Raw genomic sequence first — 22,080 nt, forward strand, 5'->3', positions numbered from 1 at the left:
AGTCTTAGAGGAATTTGAAAGGAACAAGCGTAAAGTCGCAAGGGAAAACAGCAGTACCTCGAATAAAAAAATCACGCTGATTTATATGCTTCACAAAATGAGGGATTGAATGGAAACTTTACAACAGAAGTCAACCATGACTTCGAAAATCATCTGGCTCCTGGTAGCCATAGTCGGGGCAGTCTCCTTCGGGATACTTGCACTCAGTCGTGGTGAGCATGTGAATGCAGTCTGGCTGGTACTGGCCGCAGCCTGTGTGTACAGCATCGCTTACCGTTTCTACAGTTTATTTATTGCCAATAAAGTTTTTGAACTGAACGCACGCCGTTTAACACCCGCACATCGTCTGGGTGATGGTCTGGATTATGTGCCGACCAATAAAAGCGTGTTATTCGGTCACCATTTTGCCGCGATTGCCGGTGCGGGTCCTTTAGTCGGTCCTATCCTTGCAGCGCAGATGGGTTATCTGCCAGGCACGATCTGGCTACTGGTCGGTGTGGTACTGGCAGGTGCGGTACAGGACTTCCTGGTACTGTTTATTTCTACCCGTCGTGACGGTCGTTCACTGGGTGAAATGGCAAAACAGGAACTGGGTACCTTTGCTGGTATTATCGTGATGCTTGGTGCGCTAGGTGTGATGATCATCATCCTTGCAGTATTGGCACTAGTGGTTGTTAAAGCGCTGACCAACAGTCCATGGGGTGTATTCAGTATTGCCGCTACGATTCCGATCGCCATCTTCATGGGGATCTACATGCGATTTATCCGTCCGGGTAAAATTGCAGAAGTTTCGATCATTGGTTTCGTATTGATGATGCTTGGCATTATCTATGGTGAAAACGTTGCACAGCATCCATACTGGGGACAGTTGTTCACTTTAACTGGTACTGAACTGACTTGGGCACTGATCATTTATGGTTTTATTGCATCAGTATTGCCCGTCTGGTTATTACTTGCTCCACGTGACTATTTATCTACCTTCCTGAAAATTGGTGTGATTGCCGGTCTGGCGATTGGTATTCTGTTCGCGATGCCGGAAATGAAATTGCCAGCGATTACCAAATTTGTCGATGGTACAGGCCCAGTATTCGCTGGTTCAATGTTCCCATTCCTGTTTATTACCATTGCCTGCGGTGCGATTTCCGGTTTCCACGCACTGGTTTCTTCAGGGACGACACCGAAACTGGTCAACAACGAACGCGATATCCGGATAATCGGTTATGGCGGTATGTTAATGGAATCCTTTGTAGCGATCATGGCTTTGATCTGTGCCGCGATTCTTGATCCAGGTGTGTACTTCGCGATTAACTCACCAGCAGCACTACTAGGTACAACCGTAGATACTGCAGCTGAAGCAGTACGTAATCTTGGTTTTGTGGTAACGCCTGAAGCGCTGACTCTCTTGGCTCAGGAAGTAGGTGAGAACTCGATTCTGTCACGTACGGGTGGTGCACCAACTTTCGCGATTGGTATGGCGCATATCATTACCGAAATCTTTAACAGCCGTGAAATGATGGCCTTCTGGTATCACTTTGCAATTCTGTTTGAAGCTTTATTCATTTTGACAGCGGTAGATGCGGGTACTCGTGCATGTCGCTTCATGGTTCAGGATACAGTTGGTATCGTGATTCCTGCGGTAAAACAATCTCATAACTTCTTCGGTAATATGCTGGGTACAGCCGTTGCTGTTGCTGGCTGGGGTTTCTTCGTTTATCAGGGCGTTGTTGATCCATTAGGCGGTATTAACAGCTTGTGGCCACTGTTCGGTATTGGTAACCAGATTCTGGCTGCAATGGCATTGATTCTGGGTACAGTCATCCTGTTCAAGATGAAGAAAGAGAAATATGTGTGGGTAACCATTGTTCCAACCGTATTCCTGTTTATTACTTCAATGACAGCCGGTTGGCAAAAGATTTTCCATGAAAATCCAAAGATCGGTTTCTTGGCACAGGCAGAGCGTTTTAATACGGCAATTGCGAATAATGAAATTCTGGCACCAGCGAAAACTTTGGCTGAAATGCAGACTGTCGCAATGTCGAACCAGATCAACGCAGCACTTTGTGGCTTCTTCATGATCGTAGCGTTTGTAATGCTATTTGCTGCGATTGGCGTGATCCGTCGTGCCCTGGCGAGCCCGGTACCAACCGTAAATGAAGCCGAAGCAGTATATCGCGATCCTGAAGAAATTCAGCCTGCAAAAGGACATTAAGGAGCAGCGCATGAACTTGAAGTTTGCTAAAGGTGGAAAAGCGGTTATCTATAAAATCATCAAGATGACCGTGATGTCACAAAAAGACCTGATCCTGAACCCGAAAAACTGGTCACGGATTGCGACGTTGTGGCAGCGTTTACAGCAGAGTTTCCGCCTGATGGTGGGTGTGCCGGATTATCAGACCTATCTGGCGCATATGAAAAAGCACCATCCTGATCTGGAAGCGATGGACCCTAAAACATTTTATCGTCACTGTGTAGATTCGCGTTATCCATCTGCCGGTGGAGATATGAAGAAGTGTCCATGCTAATAGATGAATAAAATGAGCGCCTTTCGGGGCGCTTTTTTACGGGCAAATTTTAGGATTCAAACAAGATAAAACAAAATTATGATCTATTTTGACATTGGGAATTTAAATTTTTAAAAGTCTTTACCTTTTAGGTATAAGTTCAGATCTCAAAGGTTTTTAATAACCTGTTTTCTCTAATAAATATGCCAAGGAAAATGCAATTTTTCTAAACTTTAATCTTAAAGTTTCAATTGGTTCTTATAGGAAATTTAATCATATAAAATTTCTAAAATTCCCAATTTATTCTGCAGAAATAAAGTCGGCAGATGACTGATCTTTGGGGAATTTTAAAAAACAGTGTATGTTAATCCTACAGCATGTTTTATTAGGGAAAATATTGTGATCTGGGGCATGAAACAAAAAGAAAAGCTGGATATTGCGCACAACAATGATGAGCTTGAACAGAAGCTGGCTGATTATGCCCCCAAGATTCAAAAATTTTTCCAAGAAATTAATGCGATTGTTCTGGATAAACATGCACAGACCAGATTAGCACTATGCTGTCTGATTGCAGGCGGGCATGTCTTGTTTGAAGATTTACCCGGGTTGGGCAAGACAACATTGGCAAGCAGCCTAGCCTATCTTACAGGACTGAAATTTCAGCGAATTCAGTTTACCAATGACATGCTGGCCAGTGATGTGATCGGTATCAATATGTTTAACCAGAAAGAACATCAATTCGAGTTTAAGCAGGGGCCTATTTTTACCCAGATTTTGCTGGCAGATGAAATTAACCGTTCCAGTCCCAAAACTCAGAGTGCCTTGCTGGAGGCGATGGAAGAAGGCTATGCCACTGTCGATGGGATACGTTATGCTTTGCCTAAGCCATTCTGGGTAATCGCGACCCAGAACCCCTTATTTCAAAGTGGCACTTATGCCTTGCCTGAATCTCAGCTAGACCGCTTTTTAATGCGTCTGTCTTTAGGTTATCCATCCCGTCATGCTGAAAAACTGTTATTACAGCAAGAATCCCGTTTTGCCTTGATCGCTAGCTTGGCACATGTATTTACTGAAAATGAAGTGCTGGAATTACAGCAGTTGACCCAGCAGATTTTTATCAGTGAAGCGGTTCAGGAATATATGCTAGATCTTGCGGAAGAAACCCGTAAGAAACGCCAAGGCTTATCAACACGAGGTTTGCTGGCACTCAAGCGTGCAGCACAGGCGAATGCCATTATTCAGCAACGTAGCTTCGTAACTCCGGACGATGTACAAGCCGTTTTTGTGGCAGTCGCCGCCCATCGTCTGGGGCTGAGCGATGCAGAAACATTAAATGTGATGCAACAGGTCGCAGTCAGTTAAAGGAGTCCGCTCTTGGATAAAACCTGGCAAAACTGGCTGGCGAAACGCTTTCAATTTTCACAGCAAAAACGACTTTCTCAAAAGGATGTACTGGTCTTTATTTATCAGCAGGGTTATCTGTATCTGGTTTTGATTTTTATCACCTTTATTGCTGGCGTGAACTATGCCAATAACCTGATTTTAGGTTTCTGCTTTCTGATTAGTGCAGTGCTATGTGTCAGCTTCTATCTGACCTTTAAACAGTTGCATGATCTGGATATTGAAATGATTGCTGAAGACGTCGGGCAGGTGGGTCATGCACTTAATCTGCATTTTTATTTTCAGCAAGCGACAGCCCAGCCACGTTATCTGTATATCAAGGCGGGCAATCAGCTGGAGAAAGTTTATCTGACTGAACAAAAGCAGCATTGGATGCTACCATTTTATGCGGAATGTCGCGGTAAATTTGAGTATCCAGTGATTCAGATCTATTCGGTTTATCCCTTTGGCCTGGTTCGAGCCTGGACCTATCTTTATCATCATCAGTTTGCCTGGGTGGCACCTAAAGCTCAAATCAATACTTCAGAAAACAAGATTTATCAGAATAGCTTTGAACCGGATATGGATGAGTTCCGTGAATTACGAAATTATCAATCTGGAGACTCATTGCAGGCGGTTTCCTGGAAACAGTTTGCACGTGGGCAAGGCTTGTATGTCAAAGTCTTTGAACAGTATCAGGATGAACATAGCTTTGAGATTCATTATGAACACATGCCTAGCCAGTCGCATGAGGAGAAACTGGGCTTGATGATGGGACTGATTGAGCAATGTGAGCAGCAGCAATGTGCATATGCACTGCATTTACCTCAGGCAGAATTGCCGCAGGGAGCAGGTGAAGAACAGTTACGTAAGGCCAAACAATTATTGGCTCAGGCATAACGGGTGAATCTATGATTGATGGAAAAATCCGAATTTCGATCGTCTTGACCCTAGGCTTGATCATCCTTGCCCAAGTAGCTTTCATCCCGGTGCTGCTCAGCATTATCTTTGTCATTAGCTTACTGTGTATCTGGATTTTTCTTAAACGGCAAAAGCCATTTCCTAAAATAGGAACTTTTCTTCTCACGGCCTTAGCATTAGGTAGTATTTATCTTAGCCACCAAAGTTTTATTGGAGTGGAGGCAGGTGTTGCAGTTCTTTCCACTTTTTTATTTGCCAAATCACTGGAAACGAAAAACCGGCGGGATCTGATTATTCTGTTTAATTTTGCGCTTTTTGTTGCGGCCAGTTCATTTCTATATAGCCAATCTTTTGGCATGGCTGTTGTGATTATTCTATGCTTATTAAGCTGTCTAATTGGCTTATACCGGATTCAGACCAGTGAGTTTCAGCAGAGTCAGCAATCACCACGTATAGCCTTACAGCAAGATGCCAAATATGTCGGCAGATTTGTGCTTTATGCTCTGCCGTTTTTTATTTTGTTATTCATTTTCTTTCCGCGTTTGCCACCGCTTTGGCATATCCCAATTCCAGAAAATAAAGGTATAACCGGAATCGGTGACAGTATGTCACCGGGCGATATTGCTGAATTATCTCAATCTAATGCTCTAGCTTTCAGGATTATTGGTGATGTGAGTAAACTGCCGCCACGTTCAGAGTTGTATTGGCGGGCATTGGTGCTAGATGAATATGATGGACAGCGCTGGACCAGTAGCTTTATTAATCAGCAGCCTTTAATCCGTCAGCCTGGAGAAGTTGTTCCAGTATCCACATCAGGGTGGAATTACCAATATCTGGCTGCTGATCCTTCTGTGTTCTGGGTGATGGGCCTGGAAAAATCGATGCCTTTGGAACGCCGTTATTATAATCGTCAGGACTGGAGTATCGTACCAAGGCGTTTAACCCAACGAGTAGAACCGATCCATTTGCAATGGCTGGGTAATCACAATGCTGAAAGTGCTCTACCAGAACAATTTGTTCAGCGACTGAATACCCAGACTCAAGTCCATTTGGATACTCAGGCACAACAGCTGGCACAGCGTTTATATCTACAAAGTGGGGAGGATCCGCGACGTTATATCCGAACAGTCTTGAACTGGTACCAGCAAAATCATTTTGTATATACCCTGAAACCAGGTGTACTCGGCAAAAACCGGATTGATGAATTTCTGTTTAAATCCCGGCAGGGTTTTTGTGAGCACTATGCTTCCAGTTTTGTGATGCTGATGCGATATGTGGGAATTCCGGCACGTGTGGTCACAGGTTATCAAGGCGGACAATTGGCGCCCGATGGGAAAAGTTGGGAAGTTCGTCAGTTGGATGCTCATGCCTGGACAGAAGTCTGGATTGACCAAAGATGGCAGCGTTTTGATCCTACCGCAATGGTAGCCCCGCGACGTATTGATGATGGGATGCAAAATTTAATCTCACAAGATGAGCGAGTATGGGCAAGTAATTCTGGTTGGACATCACATCGTAATGCATGGCTGACTAAATTAAGAGTCTGGAGTGATTATGCAAGTTATCAATGGCAAAGTAAGGTCGTGGGCTATAATGCTGAATCTCAACAAGGCTGGTTAGCGAAGCTAGGTCTAAGTTCAGTTTATTCCAGTGTGATCATTCTCATATCCGGGATTGGCATACTCATATTGCTTTATATTTTAAAAATCTATCTTAAAAACCGTCAGTTAAAATCGCCTTTTGATTACTCCATTCAGCAGTTTAATCAGTCTTTAAAAAAAGATTTAAGAAAACAGCCTGTGGAAACTTTTCATCAGTGGATGTTAAGGCTATCTCAGCAAGTTCAGGACAAAGATCAGACTGTATTTTTTGAAGCAATTAGACTATTTGAAAAATCAATTTATTCAGGCAGGGAATTCTCAGACCAAGATCTGAAACAATTCAAAGATTTGCTTAAAACTTGTACGTATATATTGAAAATTAAATGAAAAGACTTGTTTTGAGATCGAAAAATTTATAATATGCCAAGCATTCTAGGTGTATAGCTCAGTTGGTTAGAGCGCTACGTTGACATCGTAGAGGTCTCCAGTTCGAGTCTGGATATACCTACCAGGATTCAAAAACTAATGTTATAAGGGTTTTAAGCGAAAACAGTAGCTTAAAACCCTTTTTTTATACCTACAATAAAAAGTATCTTTATCCGCGTTATCCTTTAAATCGCTGCTTTTTACCGATTATACAGGGCAGAGTAAAACTTGAAGTGCGACATAAACCACCTAATTAATTTAAAGGGTTTATGGAGTATATAAAATTGTCATACCATCATCTTAACTTTGAAGATCGTACTGCATTAATGCTTGAGTCAAGAAAAGAAGGCTTTTCAGCCAGAAAATTTGCTGAACTCATTAAAAGACATCCTAGTACGATCTATCGTGAGCTTAAAAGAAATAGCATCAATGACGTTTATCAAGCTCAATATGCTTCTGATAACACCTTCGCTAGACGTAGACGCGGTCACAGAAAACTCAAAATCGACTCAATTCTCTGGAGATTTATTGTTGAAGCGATCCGTTGTTTATGGTCTCCTCAGCAAATAGCAAAGCGTTTAAAGACATTTCCTGATTTGGATCAAACAATGAATGTAAGCCATACAACGATTTATTCAACTATACGAGCATTACCAAAGGGTGAGTTGAAAAAAGACTTATTATCCTGTCTGCGTCATGAAAATAAAAAGCGAAAAGCTAACGGTGAACCTAAAAAAGATTCTATATTACAGGATATTAAAACTATTCATGAGCGCCCAGCCGAAGTTCAAGAAAGAAAAATACCGGGTCATTGGGAAGCCGATTTAATTAAAGGTAAAGACAATAAAAGTTCGATAGCAACACTTATTGAACGAAATACACGGCTCTGTATCTTGGCAACATTACCTGATGCAAAGGCAGAATCAGTGCGCAAGGCTTTAACTGAAGCTCTGAAATATTTACCTGCAGAACTACGTAAAACGTTGACCTATGACCGTGGACGTGAGATGTCAGAACATAAAATCCTCGAAGAAGATTTAGGCATAGATGTATATTTCTGTGACCCACATTCGCCATGGCAGAAAGGTACATGCGAAAATATGAATGGTTTAATTAGGCAATATTTACCTAAAGGGATTGATTTAAATCAGGCAGATCAGCATTATTTAAATCAAGTCGCCATGTCACTGAATACTCGTCCTAGAAAAGCGTTAGATTGGCTTACACCATTAGAGAAATTTGCTCAGCTTGTTGATTATCATAAGGCTTTTGAAACTGTCGCACCTCATGTTTGAATTCGCCCAGCTTAATTTACGTCAAGGTTACGACAAGAATTTTGGAAAGTACGTCATGAAATTAACTGAGCCAAGAATAAGAAAGTACATTGAATCTTTTGATAATAAAATAATGCTATGAATAAGGTCAGATCATTCTGTTATATGGACATTTCGGTTTGCACTTAAAACTGCAATGTGATGGGGGAAATGGGTATAAAGATAAAAAATATTTACGATAGAAATGTTCATCTGCCAAAGACTAAAAATGGTGATGCACTTAATATGCCGTTAACTATAAAGGCTATAGAGCTTCTGGATTTGATTCAATATGACGGACTTAATATTAATCCCTCAAAAAGAGAATTCATTTAAGTTGATATGGAAACGTAGAAAGCAAAAGGCAGGGCTTCCAGATATTCATTTTTATGACACGCGACATAAAGCACTCAACCCTTTGTGAATAAATAGAAATTATCGATTGATGTGCTGGCCCTGATCACTGGGCGTATATCAAAGTGCTGGCAAATACTTACTACACCCGGGATCGAAGATATTGCTGACATGTTAGAGGCTGCATACGAAAAGCCTTATTCAGTTAATGGGGTAGGGTGAGTAGTGAGGCTGAGGATTTTTGTGTGATATGAGATTGTTAATCTTCAGTTATCGTAAAGTGATGTCTCATTAAGTCAGTATTATTTGCATCATTTATTATAGAAATTAATACATCATATATAGCAGTTAGCTCATCTAGACTATGGAAAGCGCTCTTTCTGTTTATACGCTTACACATATCAAAAATATCTTCTTGGACTTCTTCAGCATGGTTAATTTTTTCTTTAGTGAGTGTAATTAACTTTCGAATATCACCTTCTATTACTTCGCTATTCTGATCGAGTGATTTGATAGACCCTTCCGACAATTTCAATATTTTTTTAAAATTATTTATTTTTAATGCGTTTTTATCTAAAGCTATGAGTGACATATTAAGGGATTGTATCTTTAATTCAAATTTTCTTTGTTCATCTGCACGATCTTCCTGTTTTTTTGCAATTTTTATCTGTTCAATTATTTGTCTATAACCAAAAATTGCAAGACTTAGCGCTAATATGCCTATCAGAATCTGAATCTGTCCTGAATTGCTCTCAGCCCATGTCGAAAAACTAACTAAATAATTCAGCATAAAATAAGTCCTTATTGTAAATTAATCAGCATTCTACCCAAATTTAATTAGAAGATTCTTATTAATTAAACCAACATACTGGCATTATCTAAAGCCTATTAAACCAATAGAACCATTTTTTTTATTTGAATTACGGTCGATACATTTCCAGTGTTTGTAAAGGTAATTAAAAAAATGCACATAATTTAAACTGAAGAAAGAGTAGAAAGGTGACTATTATTTAGGTTGTCTTAAGCCTTTAGGATTAACTATCAATTTATCAGGTGCAGATCATAAATTTCGATAGGGAATAGCAGATCTGTTTCAATTCGCTTTTTAACCCATACTTATGGAAATTACGGCCATTGATAATTTATTTTCATGATACCCAACATGTAGATAAAAATTGATGGCAAAAAACCGAATTAAGCACACATTAAGTTTATAGGTGAATTTGTCTGATTTTTAATTTAAGTAATTGAATTATAATGATTAAATTATAATTTTTGGTAAAATTAAGCAAAATCTGCAAATTAACCTTCTAATGCACAAATCGCATGGTTTGGCAATGTGCCGATTCGAAAAAAGGTTCATTTTCACGTAGAATACTGCTGTCGGTGAATCACGCTGACAATTTTTACGAATTTTTCAGGCAAAGTTGAATATGTATTGATATTCCTTTGACTGAGGTGCAACCAGCACCACTACTTTCAAAGTTTATTTAAGTAACCGGTTCGCTGAAATTAGGCCAAAAGCCTGATGATCAGAAACTCAATCCAAAGCAAGGGGCTATATATGGCTGGTGGAAAGTCAACAATCATTTACACACTGACCGACGAGGCGCCATTATTGGCGACTTACTCTCTACTGCCGATCATTGAGACCTTTACTAAGCCGGCGGGCGTTGAGATTGTTAAGACAGACATCTCTGTAGCCGCACGCGTACTTGCAGAATTCGCAGACTATCTAAGCGATGAGCAGAAAGTTTCAGATAACCTGGCAGAATTAGGTCGTCTTACTCAGGACCCAGATACTAATATCATTAAACTCCCTAATATTAGTGCGTCTGTTGCTCAGTTGATGTCATGCATTAAAGAACTTCAGTCTAAGGGCTATGCACTGCCTGATTATCCGGAAAACCCGACTACTGAAGAAGAAAAAGCAATTAAAGCGCGTTATAGCAAGTGCCTAGGTTCAGCAGTGAACCCAGTACTTCGTGAAGGTAACTCTGACCGTCGTGCGCCGACAGCAGTGAAAAACTACGCGAAAAAACACCCACATTCTATGGGTGAATGGAAACCTTGGTCACAAACTCACGTTTCTCACATGCAAGAAGGCGACTTCTACCATGGCGAAAAGTCTATGACTTTAGACCGTGCACGTAATGTGAAAATGGAACTGATCACCAAGTCTGGTGAAACTATCGTTCTTAAGCCAAAAGTTGCGCTTCAAGACGGCGAAATCATCGACTCAATGTTCATGAGCAAAAAAGCCCTTTGCGACTTCTATGAAAAAGAATTAGAAGATTGTAAAGAAGCTGGCATCCTGTTCTCTTTACACGTTAAAGCGACCATGATGAAAGTATCACACCCGATCGTATTCGGTCACTGTGTGCGTATTTACTACAAAGATGCGTTTGAGAAACACGGTAAATTATTCGACGAGCTCGGCATTAACGTAAACAACGGTATGGCTGGTCTTTACGAAAAAATCGAATCTTTACCGACTTCTTTACGTGAAGAAATCATTGAAGATCTTCATGCATGTCAAGAACACCGTCCAGCACTTGCGATGGTTGATTCTGCAAAAGGTATTACTAACTTCCATTCTCCAAACGACGTGATTGTAGATGCTTCTATGCCTGCAATGATCCGTACTGGCGGTAAAATGTGGGGTGCTGACGGTAAACCTTACGACTGTAAAGCAGTTATGCCTGAATCTACATTCGCACGTATTTATCAGGAAATGATCAACTTCTGTAAATGGAATGGTAACTTCGACCCACGTACTATGGGTACAGTTCCTAACGTTGGTCTGATGGCTCAAAAAGCTGAAGAATACGGTTCTCACGACAAGACTTTCGAAATTCCAGAAGCGGGTGTTGCGAACATCACTGACCTTGAAACTGGTGAAGTGTTGATGTCTCAAAACGTGGAAGAAGGTGATATCTGGCGTATGTGCCAGGTGAAAGACGCACCGATCCGCGACTGGGTGAAACTGGCTGTAACTCGTGCACGTAACTCTGGCATGCCAGCAATCTTCTGGCTTGACCCGTACCGTCCACACGAAAACGAACTGATCAAAAAAGTTCAAACTTACCTGAAAGATCACGATACTGAAGGCTTGGACATCCAAATCATGTCTCAGGTACGTGCGATGCGTTATACACTTGAACGTGTTGCTCGTGGCCTAGATACCATTTCAGTAACAGGTAACATCCTGCGTGACTACCTGACTGACCTGTTCCCAATCATGGAGCTTGGTACTTCTGCGAAAATGCTGTCTATCGTGCCTCTAATGGCAGGTGGCGGTATGTACGAAACTGGTGCTGGTGGTTCTGCACCTAAACACGTACAACAATTGGTAGAAGAAAACCACTTACGTTGGGATTCTCTAGGTGAGTTCTTGGCATTGGCTGTTTCTCTGGAAGAAATGGGCATTAAAGAAAACAATGCACGTGCGAAACTGCTTGCGAAAACACTGGATGCTGCGACTGGTAAATTGCTTGACAATGACAAGTCTCCATCACGTCGTACTGGCGAGCTAGACAACCGTGGCAGCCACTTCTACCTGGCTAAATTCTGGGCTGAAGAACTTGTAGCGCAAGACGAAGATGCAGAATTGAAAGCGAAATTTGCACCGATCGCTCAATCTCTTGCTGAAAATGAAGAGAAGATCGTGAGCGAATTGAATGCAGTTCAAGGCCAATCTGTAGATATCGGTGGTTACTATGCAGTTGATCCTGCAAAAGTAAATGCTGTAATGCGTCCAAGTGCTACATTGAACCAAATCATTGAATCACTAAACGCTTAATCAGGCTGTACTAGCTTTAAAGCTCGTAAAGTGAATAAAACCGGTGCTTAGGCGCCGGTTTTTTATTGTTTTTAGATATACATTTAGATAAGAAATGAAGAAATGAGATTTCAGTTAAGTTTCTGATCTATCGTTATTTGATTGAATAATCAAAATGATTAAAAAATAATTCTGAACTTGTTATATTGATTTAAAGTATAAGCGCTATATTAAAAAAAGGTTTTATTGACCTGGGTAGGGTAGAGCCATGAGTAATCAGATATTCATACAGCAGACTTTTGATGGTCCGGTGGATATTGTTGGCGATATTCATGGTGAGATTGATGCGCTACATCAATTATTAAAAGTATTGGGCTACGATCTGCAAGGTCGTCATCCTGAACAGCGTAAACTGATTTTTGTCGGAGATCTGTGTGATCGTGGACCAGACAGTATCGCTGTCATCAGACAGGTTAAAACCTTAATAGAAAATGGCAATGCGCAATGCATTCTGGGTAATCATGAAATCAACTTGTTAACCGATACGCTACGGGAAGGTAATGGCTGGTTTTTTGGTTCACCGCATCAGGATGATCTCAAAACTTTTGATTCAGTTCAGGCTTCAATTCAGGATCGTGCATGGATTCTAGAATTTCTAAACAGCCTGCCTTTGGCTCTAGATGCACCCCATTTAAGAATTGTGCATGCTTGCTGGGATACGCAGGCAATTCAACAATTGAAATCTGTTCCTTTTAATTCAATCAGACAGGCTTATAATCATTTTGTTCTGAAAAATGAGCTTGAGTTGCAGACTTTGGGCTTTGATGAATATATCCAGAGTGAACAGCAGCAATATCAAGGACAATTCAAGGATCCAGCAGCCAGTATTCCCTTATTAAAATATATCGCTGAAAAAGAGTTACGCGACCAGATGCAAAATCCGATTCGTACCTTAAGCTCAGGCGCAGAAAAAATTGCACAACGTCCAGTCTATGCAGGGGGGCGCTGGCGTATGATTGACCGTTTGCCATGGTGGGAGCGTTATACAGATAGGATACCTGTGGTGATTGGCCATTATTGGAGAAACTTTAAAACCACCGAAGAAAAATCCGGTCTGTTTAAGCATATTGATGCTCTGCAATGGTTTGGACAGCAGCAGAATGTATTCTGTGTCGACTATTCAGTGGGCAGGCGTTATCGTGACCGACAGCAACAGGCTGAGTATGCTCATCATCTTGGGGCTTTAAGACTGCCTGAAAATCTGGTGATTTTTGAAGATGGCCAGCAGTATTTCACTCAAAAAATGACGTAAAAAAAGCAGCCACGAAGACTGCTTTTTTAATGAAATTAGCGGATCATTCCACTTCTACAATTTCAAAATCGTGGGTGATTTCGACACCACCATCAGACAGCATTTTGCTGGCAGAGCAGTATTTCTCAGCAGAAAGCTCTACGGCTTTAGCGACCTGTTTCTCTTTGATGCCCTTACCGCTGACCACAAAGTGTAGATGGATTTTGGTAAATACCGCAGGAATTGTATCGGCACGTTCTGCTTTTAATTCACAGCGTACATCAGTAATCTCCTGACGTGCTTTCTTTAAAATCGTCACAATGTCAAAAGAAGCACAACCACCCAGACCGGTCAAAATCAGTTCCATTGGGCGAGGACCACGGTTTTCACCGCCATATTCAGGTGAACCATCCATGATGATACTGTGACCACTTTGAGTTTTTGCTTCAAAAGCAACATTCTCTAGCCAATGAACACTCGTTTGCATTGCAACTACCTAAAAAAAGCTATAAATTTACGAAGTAACTGTACACTAACATAAATTGGGTTGATAAGGAATTTCAATCCCACTGTGTGACAAGTTCACATTAGGTCTTGTGCGATCTATAAATTATCCATATTCGGAACTGTAAGCATGACTTCAAACTTTTCACAATTAAGCACAGACGCACTTTCGCCGGGGCAACTACCTGAATCAGTGAAGGCGTTATTAAAACGTGCATATATCAATCGCTATCCAAAACGTACCACGATCGTGGATGCAGGATCAGAATCTAAATCTCTGTATTTAATTCTGAAGGGGTCTGTGTCTATCATTCTTCGTGAAGATGATGAACGTGAGATTGTGGTAGCTTATTTAAATGCGGGAGACTTCTTTGGGGAAATGGGTCTTTTCGAAGCAAATCCACAGCGTACTGCAGAAGTGCGTACTCGTGATGTCTGTGAAATTGCTGAAATTACCTATGAAAACTTTCATGAAATTAGCAAACAATATCCAGACCTTAGCTATGCAGTTTTTGCCCAGCTGGTTCGCCGTCTGAAAAATACCACACGTAAAGTGACTGACCTGGCATTTATCGATGTGTCTGGTCGTATTGCACGTTGTCTGATTGACCTGTCATCTCAGCCAGAAGCGATGATCTTGCCAAATGGTCGTCAGATCCGTATTACCCGTCAGGAAATTGGCCGTATTGTTGGGTGTTCACGTGAAATGGTCGGTCGTGTTCTAAAAACTCTAGAAGAACAGGGCATGATTGAAACCGATGGTAAGGCGATTCTGATTTTTGATGCATCGCTGGAAGAACCTGAAGCAGTGGGTGCTGGCGAGTTCGAAGACGAATAAGCCAAAAGCACGATAAAAAGCAAATCTTCGGGTTTGCTTTTTTTATTCCTGTTTAAAAATTTCAGCCTGATTCAGAACATAACAAATTGGCACAAGCTTGTTAGAAAAGATGATTTAAGTCCGTCTTATAATTCCGATAGGCTATAGCACACTTGCTCTTGATAAATAACAGATAAACTTAAAGGACATTTTTATGCAATTCAGACCATTGGCGGATACTGGGATTTTATTGCCAGAAATCTGTTTGGGCACCATGACTTTTGGTGAGCAGAATACTCAGGAAGAGGCTTTTCAGCAATTAGACTATGCTTTGGATCAAGGTTTATATTTCTGGGATACCGCAGAAATGTATCCGGTGCCACCCAAGCCGGAAACGCAAGGGGTAACTGAACGCATTATTGGTAACTGGATTGCCTCACGGGGTGGACGTGACAAACTGTTTTTAGCTTCGAAAATTGCGGGTCCGTCACAAGGTGGGAGCCATATCCGTGATGGTCAGACCCGGTTTGTGGCAGATGAGATTGCATCAGCAATTGATAATTCATTGTCACGTTTGCAAACTGATTATATCGACCTGTACCAATTGCACTGGCCTCAGCGCGCAACCAATTTCTTTGGCAAGCTGGGTTATGGCAATGCAGAAGCTGCAGATGATCGTGCCGTAACGAATCTGGAAGAAACCCTGACTGCTTTGCATGACGAAATTAAGAAAGGTCGTATCCGTTATATTGGCCTGTCCAATGAAACACCTTGGGGCACCATGAAGTTCCTGCATCTGGCAGAGAAATTGGGACTTTCTAAATTTGTTAGCGTGCAAAATCCGTATAGCTTGCTGAATCGGACTTATGAAATTGGTATGTCGGAAATTGCCAAATACGAAGGTATAGGTTTGCTGGCTTATTCTCCACTGGCATTCGGTTATCTGACTGGTAAATTTCGCAATGGTGCACGTCCAGCCAATGCACGTGTGACTTTATTTTCACGTTTTAGCCGTTATAGCAATCCGGAAAGCGAGTGGGCCGTCGAGCAGTATGCACAACTGGCTGAGCAGCATGGCCTGACCTTAACCCAGTTGTCACTGGCTTTCATTAAACAGCAGTTCTTCGTGACCAGTACTATTATTGGTGCGACCAACTTGGATCAGCTCAAAGAAAACATTCAGGCGTTTGACGTGAATCTGTCTGAAGAAGTCTTGCAGGGCATTGAAGCCATTCACCGTCAGCAGCCCAATCCGGCACCATAATCACGATATTACCATTCTAAAACACCCTCTAAGCGAGGGTGCTTTTAATTTGATGAGTAAATTTGATGATAAACAACATAGCAAGAAAAGGATAAAGGCAGCATAATCAAAACAAGATTCATCAATAGGATTTAATAAAAATGAATAATGAAACGGATATTTCTAAATCCCAAGTATTAGCCAAAGCTATATTCAACTTAGCTGAACAGTTGCAATTGCAAGAATCCGAGCTTGCATTAGTTCTGGATCTATCTGAAGCAGAATTATCGTCAATCATAAATCAAAAAGAATTAGAACCAGATACTAGCGCAGGTAAAAGAGCGATAACTTTAATCAATATCTATCAAGCGTTATTTGGTCTGAATGGTGGAGACTTGAGCTGGATGCGCCAGTTTATCAATTCACCTAACAAGCTTTTGGATCAGCAAATACCAAGATCCTTGATGCAAACAGAACATGGTTTGAGTGCAGTATTGCGATTACTAGGACGCTTGCAACCGCACTAAAGGTCTTTCTCTATTTTCTACCCATCCGAAAAATAGCAGAGTAAATTAAATCAGATATTCATTATTGATCTTCACTTTAAAAATTCTACTTTCGCTCACTTGAAATATTTTCATTGAATACCAATATTAATACTGATAACTCTGTCTTTTATTTAATTAAATTTTTGAAAAATATATAAAAAATTATTTGAAATTTTATTTCCAGCACCCATATATCCATCAAGTAGAAAATTTGTTGTGAGGAATAACAAGAATGCGTTTTGAGAAATTTACCAATCGCTTACAGCAAACCCTTTCCGATGCGCAATCTCTGGCAATGAGCAAGGATCATGCTGCCATTGAAGGGATTCACATCTTGTCCACCTTGATGGAAGAAGCATCGAATGTGAGCTTGCTGCAACAGGCAGGAGCGAACCTGCGTGACCTGCAAAGCAAAGTACAAACTGCGCTAAATAATGTAGCTACGCTCGGTAATCCCTCTGCCGATATCAACATCAGTCAGGAAGCAGCCAAAGCTCTGCATCTTGCGGACAGTTATGCACAGAAAGCAGGAGATGAGTTCCTGTCTACAGACTGGGTATTACTGGCACTTGCAGAAACGGGTGCCACCAAAACCTTATTAAATAGTGTTGGCGTAAAAACAGAAACTTTACGACAGGTCATTAATCAAATTCGAGGCGATGAAAAAGTCATGAGCAATAATCATGAAGATCAACGGGACTCACTGAATAAATATACGATTGATTTAACTGAACGTGCCATGGCTGGCAAACTGGACCCGGTGATTGGTCGTGATGATGAAATCCGTCGTACAATTCAGGTGCTGTCACGCCGTACCAAAAACAACCCGGTACTGATCGGTGAGCCAGGTGTCGGTAAAACTGCGATTGTCGAAGGTCTGGCACAACGTATTGTTAACGGTGAAGTTCCTGAAGGCTTGAAAGGCAAACGTGTATTATCACTGGACTTAGGTTCATTGCTGGCAGGTGCCAAATATCGTGGTGAGTTCGAAGAACGTCTGAAAGCCGTTCTGAAAGATCTGGCTAAACATGAAGGCGAAATCATCCTGTTCATTGACGAGCTGCATACATTGGTCGGTGCCGGTAAAGGCGATGGCGCCATGGATGCGGGTAACATGCTGAAACCTGCATTAGCGCGCGGTGAACTACGCTGTGTCGGTGCAACGACTCTGGATGAATATCGTCAGTACATTGAAAAAGATGCAGCTTTAGAGCGTCGTTTCCAGAAAGTGCTGGTGGATGAACCAAGCGTGGAAGATACCATTGCGATTCTGCGTGGTCTGAAAGATCGTTATGCAACTCACCATGGTGTGCAGATTCTGGATTCTGCAATCATTGCTGCGGCGAAAATGTCGCATCGTTACATCACAGATCGTCAATTGCCGGATAAAGCCATTGACCTGATTGATGAAGCAGCATCTCGTATCAAAATGGAGCTGGATTCTAAACCTGAAGCGCTGGATAAACTCGAACGTCGTCTGATTCAGCTGAAGATGCAGCTTGAAGCGGTGAAAAAAGATGCAGACTCTGGTGCACAAGGCGAAGTGAAACATCTGGAAGAGCAGATTGCCACTGTAGAGAAAGAGTACAGCGAGCTGGAAGAAATCTGGCGTGCCGATAAAGCGCTGGTAGCAGGCAACAAAGATATTCAGGTGAAACTGGATCAGGCTCGCATTGCGCTGGAAAAAGCCCAGCGTGAAGGTGATCTGGCTGAAGCAGCACGTTATCAATACGGTGTGATTCCTGAACTGCAAAAACAGTTGGAACGTATTGAAGCGGCTGAAGAAAGTGAAGCACCAAAACTGTTACGTGACAAAGTCACTGACAATGAGATCGCTGAAGTAGTCAGTGCTGCGACCGGTATTCCTGTGGCGAAAATGCTGCAAGGTGAGCGTGATAAACTGCTGCATATGGAAGAATTCCTGCATAACCGTGTTGTTGGTCAGGAAGAAGCCGTAGTGGCTGTATCTAATGCTGTGCGCCGTTCACGTGCTGGCTTGTCCGATCCTAACCGTCCAAGTGGTTCATTCCTGTTCTTAGGCCCAACAGGTGTGGGTAAAACAGAATTGACTAAAGCTTTGGCGAACTTCCTGTTCGACAGTGACGATGCCATGATCCGAATCGACATGTCCGAATTTATGGAAAAACATTCGGTGAGCCGCTTGGTCGGTGCACCTCCGGGCTATGTCGGTTATGAAGAAGGTGGTGTGCTGACTGAAGCGGTGCGCCGTAAACCATATAGCGTGGTGTTATTCGATGAGGTCGAAAAAGCGCATCCGGATGTATTTAACATTCTGCTGCAAGTGCTAGATGATGGTCGTTTGACTGACTCGCAAGGTCGTGTGGTGGACTTTAAAAATACCGTGATTGTGATGACTTCGAACCTGGGTTCACAGGATGTCCGTGAACTGGGCGATAAAGCAACTCGTGAAGAAGTCCGTACAGTGGTGATGAATGCGGTATCGGAACATTTCCGTCCAGAGTTTATCAACCGTATTGATGAGCTAGTGGTGTTCCATGCACTGGAAAAAGACCAGATCCGTGGTATTGCCGATATCCAGTTGAACCGCTTGCGTCAACGTCTGGCAGAACGCGATATGCGTCTGTCTGTGGATGACAGTGCTTTCGATCAGTTAATCGAAGCTGGTTTCGATCCGTTGTATGGTGCGCGTCCATTAAAACGTGCGATCCAGCAACGTATTGAAAATGGTTTGGCACAAAGCATCCTGGCAGGTGAGTTTGGCCCTGGTGATACCATCGTCGTTCGTGGTGAAAGTGGCGAGCTGGTCTTTGAAAAAATGAAACTCAGCTAATAGAAGTTCTCCTCGCAACAAAAAAACCCAGCCTAGGCTGGGTTTTTCTTTATCTTATATTCACACCTTACATTTTTGGATGAGTAATTTTCCAGGCACGGTGAATTTTCTGGTTACGCTTGAAGTCTGGACCAATGGTTTCATGCGTGATTTCTTCCACGTCATATAAACCTTCAATCATTTCATCCATTTCGAAACCACGGTAGTTGTTCGAGAAATACAACGTACCGTCAGTGGTTAAACGGTTCATGGCACGTTTCAATAAAGAGACGTGGTCACGCTGAATGTCGAAAGTCCCGTAGAATTTTTTCGAGTTAGAGAATGTCGGTGGATCGATAAAGATCAGGTCATATTGTTCATGACCTTCTTTCAGCCATTCAAAACAGTCAGATGCAAAGAATTGATGTTGTTGATCGGCATGGTCTACAGTCAGGCCGTTTAGAACAAAGTTCTCTTTTGACCAGTTCAAATAAGTATTAGACAAATCGACACTGGTGGTACTCGCTGCACCGCCTAAAGCTGCATGTAAGCTCGCGGTAGAGGTATAGCTGTACAGATTCAGGAAGTGCTTGCCTTTGGCTTCTTTGGCAATACGCAAACGTATCTGACGGTGATCCAGGAACAAACCGGTATCCAGATAGTCGGTCAGGTTGACCAGAATCTTGGCTTGGCCTTCCTGGACGATAAAACGTTTAGACGCTGTACTTTGTTTGGTGTACTGGTTTTTACCTTCCTGACGGGCACGCGTCTTGATAAAGATCGCATCACGGCCCAAACCGGTCACGGCACGAATTGCCTGTAGAGCCAGGTTAAAACGTTTTTTTGCTTTTTCAGGATCGATTTTTTTCGGTGGTGCATATTCCTGAACATGCAGACGTTCGCCGTATAGATCAACTGCTACATTAAAGTCCGGCAGGTCGGCATCATACAAACGCAGGCAGTGAATATTTTCTTTTACCGCCCATTTTTTCAGGGTTTGCATATTCTTGGTCAGACGGTTAGCAAATTCCATCGCACCTTCAATCGGCTCGAATTGTTGCGGCTGCCAGCTTTCCAGGAAAGGACGTGTGACTGCTGCCGGTTTTACCGTACCGAAACGGATATAGATCGGCAGTTTACCGTTCATCAAACGCAGAATTTGTGGATCATTGAACGCCAAGACATCGGCCTGTTCCACCTGAGCAGCAATGACTGCGGCTTTTTGATTCGGGAAATTCTTTTGCAGCAGATTAGACAAACCCAGATACAAGGCACGGTTAGATGCCTTATCGCCCAGACGCTCACCGTACGGCGGGTTGGTGACGAAGAAGACTTTTTTGCCTTCCGCCTGGAAATCTGGCCAGTCATTTAAAGTACGCTCTTCGATCTTGATCTGATCAAGCGCAGATTCAAAACCTGCCGCAATAATGTTCTGTTTAGTGGCTTTTACCGCTTCCCAGTCGGCATCAAAGGCATAGAATTTGGGTAATGGGTTTTCTAGCGCAGCTTTATGACGTTCAGCCGCTTCAGCTTTAATCCCCATCCATAATTCATGGTCATGACCATTCCAGCCATTAAATCCGAAACGACGCACCAGACCTGGGGCACGATCAGTCAGAATCATCAGTGATTCAATGATAAACGTCCCTGAACCACACATTGGATCAACCACAATATCCGGGTTGATGTCTTTCAGGCCGCCTTTTTGCAGGATCGCAGCCGCCAGATTTTCCTTGATTGGTGCTTCAGTCATAAAGCGGCGATAGCCACGTTTATGCAGGGAATCACCGGATAAGTCTAAACAATAAGTATGTTCTTTTTTACCGGCCAGAATGTACATGGTGATTTCTGGCTGTTTGGTATCAATACTTGGACGCTTGCCCACAGCTTCCATAAAGGAATCGACGACGCCATCTTTGGCACGAAGGGTCGCAAACTGGGTATTAACCTTAATATCACGTTCAACGTGCAGACGAATTGCGAAGGTGCTTTGTGGTGCAAAAATCAGTGACCAGTCGAAGCTCATCGCACCTTCATAAAGCTCTTCTGCAACATCACGCGCATCGTGGGAGAATTCGATTTCATGCGTGTGAATTGGCATCAGGACACGAGAAGCCAGACGAGACCACATACAGATGCGGTAAGCATTTTCAAGCGTACCTTTGAAGGTCAGACGACCTGGGAAACGTTCAATATCCTGAACACCTAAACCTTTGATTTCTTCTTCTAATAAGGTTTCCAGACCATCGGCACAGGTGACCCAATAATTGCTTAAACGTGAAGAGGTATTCATAAAATAGAGAGACCGGAAAAGAATAAATAAAAAACTGCGCTCAGTTTAGCGTATTTTGCCTGTTAAAGCTTTGGAAATTTTTTAAATTCGAGCATATACAGCCTAGTTTTACTCATCCTAAAAAGCGCTAAATGTTGACTTAAAAAGTAAACTAAAAATTGACGAGAGATGTAAAATTACAAAATACCAAGAATGAAAATATTTTGAATAAAACTTTTATTTTACAGATGGATATGTAATGGGTATTAAACTAATTCGCAATCTAGATCTTCAATTGCGGCCATGTTGTATGTGTAATTTAGAAAGATAAATAATC

15 protein-coding genes and 1 tRNA gene are annotated in these 22,080 nt (G+C 42.1%); 13 read left to right on the forward strand and 3 right to left on the reverse strand.

Features of this window, described 5'->3' with window-relative positions; translation table 11 throughout:
* Positions 1–109 precede the first annotated feature (109 nt).
* From FTV18_RS01990 to FTV18_RS02020, 7 genes are all read left to right on the forward strand, one after another.
* Entirely contained in the window at positions 110–2,209 is a 2,100-nt protein-coding gene (locus tag FTV18_RS01990; RefSeq protein ID WP_034702078.1) for a carbon starvation CstA family protein, read from the forward strand.
* Between the two features lie 10 nt (positions 2,210–2,219).
* Entirely contained in the window at positions 2,220–2,522 is a 303-nt protein-coding gene (locus FTV18_RS01995) for a YbdD/YjiX family protein (RefSeq protein WP_004782606.1), read from the forward strand.
* A 390-nt stretch (positions 2,523–2,912) separates the two neighbouring features.
* A complete protein-coding gene (locus FTV18_RS02000) occupies positions 2,913–3,863 on the forward strand; it encodes a MoxR family ATPase (protein WP_034702154.1) in 951 nt (316 codons plus the stop codon).
* A gap of 12 nt (positions 3,864–3,875) precedes the next feature.
* Complete coding sequence (locus FTV18_RS02005; RefSeq protein WP_180016682.1) at positions 3,876–4,781, forward strand: DUF58 domain-containing protein; 906 nt, start codon at positions 3,876–3,878, stop codon at positions 4,779–4,781.
* An 11-nt stretch (positions 4,782–4,792) separates the two neighbouring features.
* The gene (locus tag FTV18_RS02010) at positions 4,793–6,790 is read left to right on the forward strand and encodes a DUF3488 and transglutaminase-like domain-containing protein (protein ID WP_180016681.1); all 1,998 of its coding nucleotides are present in this window, start codon (positions 4,793–4,795) and stop codon (positions 6,788–6,790) included.
* A gap of 47 nt (positions 6,791–6,837) precedes the next feature.
* Positions 6,838–6,914, forward strand: a tRNA-Val gene (locus tag FTV18_RS02015).
* Between the two features lie 241 nt (positions 6,915–7,155).
* On the forward strand, positions 7,156–8,124 hold the full coding sequence (locus FTV18_RS02020) for an IS30 family transposase (protein ID WP_253105210.1): 969 nt from the start codon (positions 7,156–7,158) through the stop codon (positions 8,122–8,124).
* Between the two features lie 631 nt (positions 8,125–8,755).
* On the opposite strand, the gene FTV18_RS02025 is transcribed toward FTV18_RS02020, so the two are convergent.
* Entirely contained in the window at positions 8,756–9,286 is a 531-nt protein-coding gene (locus FTV18_RS02025) for a hypothetical protein (RefSeq protein ID WP_180016680.1), read from the reverse strand.
* A 774-nt stretch (positions 9,287–10,060) separates the two neighbouring features.
* Between FTV18_RS02025 and FTV18_RS02030 the strand changes: the two genes are divergently transcribed.
* Positions 10,061–12,298, forward strand: a complete 2,238-nt coding sequence (locus FTV18_RS02030) for an NADP-dependent isocitrate dehydrogenase (protein WP_180016679.1) — start codon at positions 10,061–10,063, stop codon at positions 12,296–12,298.
* A gap of 247 nt (positions 12,299–12,545) precedes the next feature.
* Positions 12,546–13,589: a metallophosphoesterase gene (locus tag FTV18_RS02035; protein ID WP_180016678.1), complete on the forward strand. Its 1,044-nt coding sequence runs from the start codon at positions 12,546–12,548 to the stop codon at positions 13,587–13,589.
* Positions 13,590–13,632: 43 nt separating this feature from the next.
* Here FTV18_RS02035 and FTV18_RS02040 read toward each other — a convergent pair whose 3' ends face one another.
* The gene (locus tag FTV18_RS02040; protein WP_004782528.1) at positions 13,633–14,055 is read right to left on the reverse strand and encodes an OsmC family protein; all 423 of its coding nucleotides are present in this window, start codon (positions 14,053–14,055) and stop codon (positions 13,633–13,635) included.
* A 147-nt stretch (positions 14,056–14,202) separates the two neighbouring features.
* Between FTV18_RS02040 and crp the strand changes: the two genes are divergently transcribed.
* From crp to clpB, 4 genes are all read left to right on the forward strand, one after another.
* Complete coding sequence (gene crp, locus FTV18_RS02045) at positions 14,203–14,910, forward strand: cAMP-activated global transcriptional regulator CRP (RefSeq protein WP_004782527.1); 708 nt, start codon at positions 14,203–14,205, stop codon at positions 14,908–14,910.
* 193 nt (positions 14,911–15,103) lie between these two features.
* Positions 15,104–16,153, forward strand: a complete 1,050-nt coding sequence (locus FTV18_RS02050; RefSeq protein WP_180016677.1) for an NADP(H)-dependent aldo-keto reductase — start codon at positions 15,104–15,106, stop codon at positions 16,151–16,153.
* Between the two features lie 140 nt (positions 16,154–16,293).
* A complete protein-coding gene (locus FTV18_RS02055) occupies positions 16,294–16,659 on the forward strand; it encodes an antitoxin Xre/MbcA/ParS toxin-binding domain-containing protein (RefSeq protein WP_180016676.1) in 366 nt (121 codons plus the stop codon).
* A 253-nt stretch (positions 16,660–16,912) separates the two neighbouring features.
* Positions 16,913–19,492: an ATP-dependent chaperone ClpB gene (clpB, locus tag FTV18_RS02060; RefSeq protein ID WP_004782517.1), complete on the forward strand. Its 2,580-nt coding sequence runs from the start codon at positions 16,913–16,915 to the stop codon at positions 19,490–19,492.
* 67 nt (positions 19,493–19,559) lie between these two features.
* Here clpB and rlmKL read toward each other — a convergent pair whose 3' ends face one another.
* A complete protein-coding gene (gene rlmKL / locus FTV18_RS02065; protein ID WP_180016675.1) occupies positions 19,560–21,764 on the reverse strand; it encodes a bifunctional 23S rRNA (guanine(2069)-N(7))-methyltransferase RlmK/23S rRNA (guanine(2445)-N(2))-methyltransferase RlmL in 2,205 nt (734 codons plus the stop codon).
* Positions 21,765–22,080: the final 316 nt, after the last annotated feature.

It is taken from the genome of Acinetobacter sp. YH12241 (assembly GCF_013417535.1).
Taxonomy (GTDB): Bacteria; Pseudomonadota; Gammaproteobacteria; order Pseudomonadales; family Moraxellaceae; genus Acinetobacter.

Bases quoted from the DNA above. Each gene is read 5' to 3' on its own strand.
- FTV18_RS01990 (WP_034702078.1), top strand. From the start codon at position 110: ATGGAAACTTTACAACAGAAGTCAACCATGACTTCGAAAATCATCTGG.
- FTV18_RS01995 (WP_004782606.1), top strand. From the start codon at position 2,220: ATGAACTTGAAGTTTGCTAAAGGTGGAAAAGCGGTTATCTATAAAATC.
- FTV18_RS02000 (WP_034702154.1), top strand. From the start codon at position 2,913: ATGAAACAAAAAGAAAAGCTGGATATTGCGCACAACAATGATGAGCTT.
- FTV18_RS02010 (WP_180016681.1), top strand. From the start codon at position 4,793: ATGATTGATGGAAAAATCCGAATTTCGATCGTCTTGACCCTAGGCTTG.
- FTV18_RS02020 (WP_253105210.1), top strand. From the start codon at position 7,156: ATGCTTGAGTCAAGAAAAGAAGGCTTTTCAGCCAGAAAATTTGCTGAA.
- FTV18_RS02025 (WP_180016680.1), bottom strand. From the start codon at position 9,286: ATGCTGAATTATTTAGTTAGTTTTTCGACATGGGCTGAGAGCAATTCA.
- FTV18_RS02030 (WP_180016679.1), top strand. From the start codon at position 10,061: ATGGCTGGTGGAAAGTCAACAATCATTTACACACTGACCGACGAGGCG.
- FTV18_RS02035 (WP_180016678.1), top strand. From the start codon at position 12,546: ATGAGTAATCAGATATTCATACAGCAGACTTTTGATGGTCCGGTGGAT.
- FTV18_RS02040 (WP_004782528.1), bottom strand. From the start codon at position 14,055: ATGCAAACGAGTGTTCATTGGCTAGAGAATGTTGCTTTTGAAGCAAAA.
- crp (WP_004782527.1), top strand. From the start codon at position 14,203: ATGACTTCAAACTTTTCACAATTAAGCACAGACGCACTTTCGCCGGGG.
- FTV18_RS02050 (WP_180016677.1), top strand. From the start codon at position 15,104: ATGCAATTCAGACCATTGGCGGATACTGGGATTTTATTGCCAGAAATC.
- FTV18_RS02055 (WP_180016676.1), top strand. From the start codon at position 16,294: ATGAATAATGAAACGGATATTTCTAAATCCCAAGTATTAGCCAAAGCT.
- clpB (WP_004782517.1), top strand. From the start codon at position 16,913: ATGCGTTTTGAGAAATTTACCAATCGCTTACAGCAAACCCTTTCCGAT.
- rlmKL (WP_180016675.1), bottom strand. From the start codon at position 21,764: ATGAATACCTCTTCACGTTTAAGCAATTATTGGGTCACCTGTGCCGAT.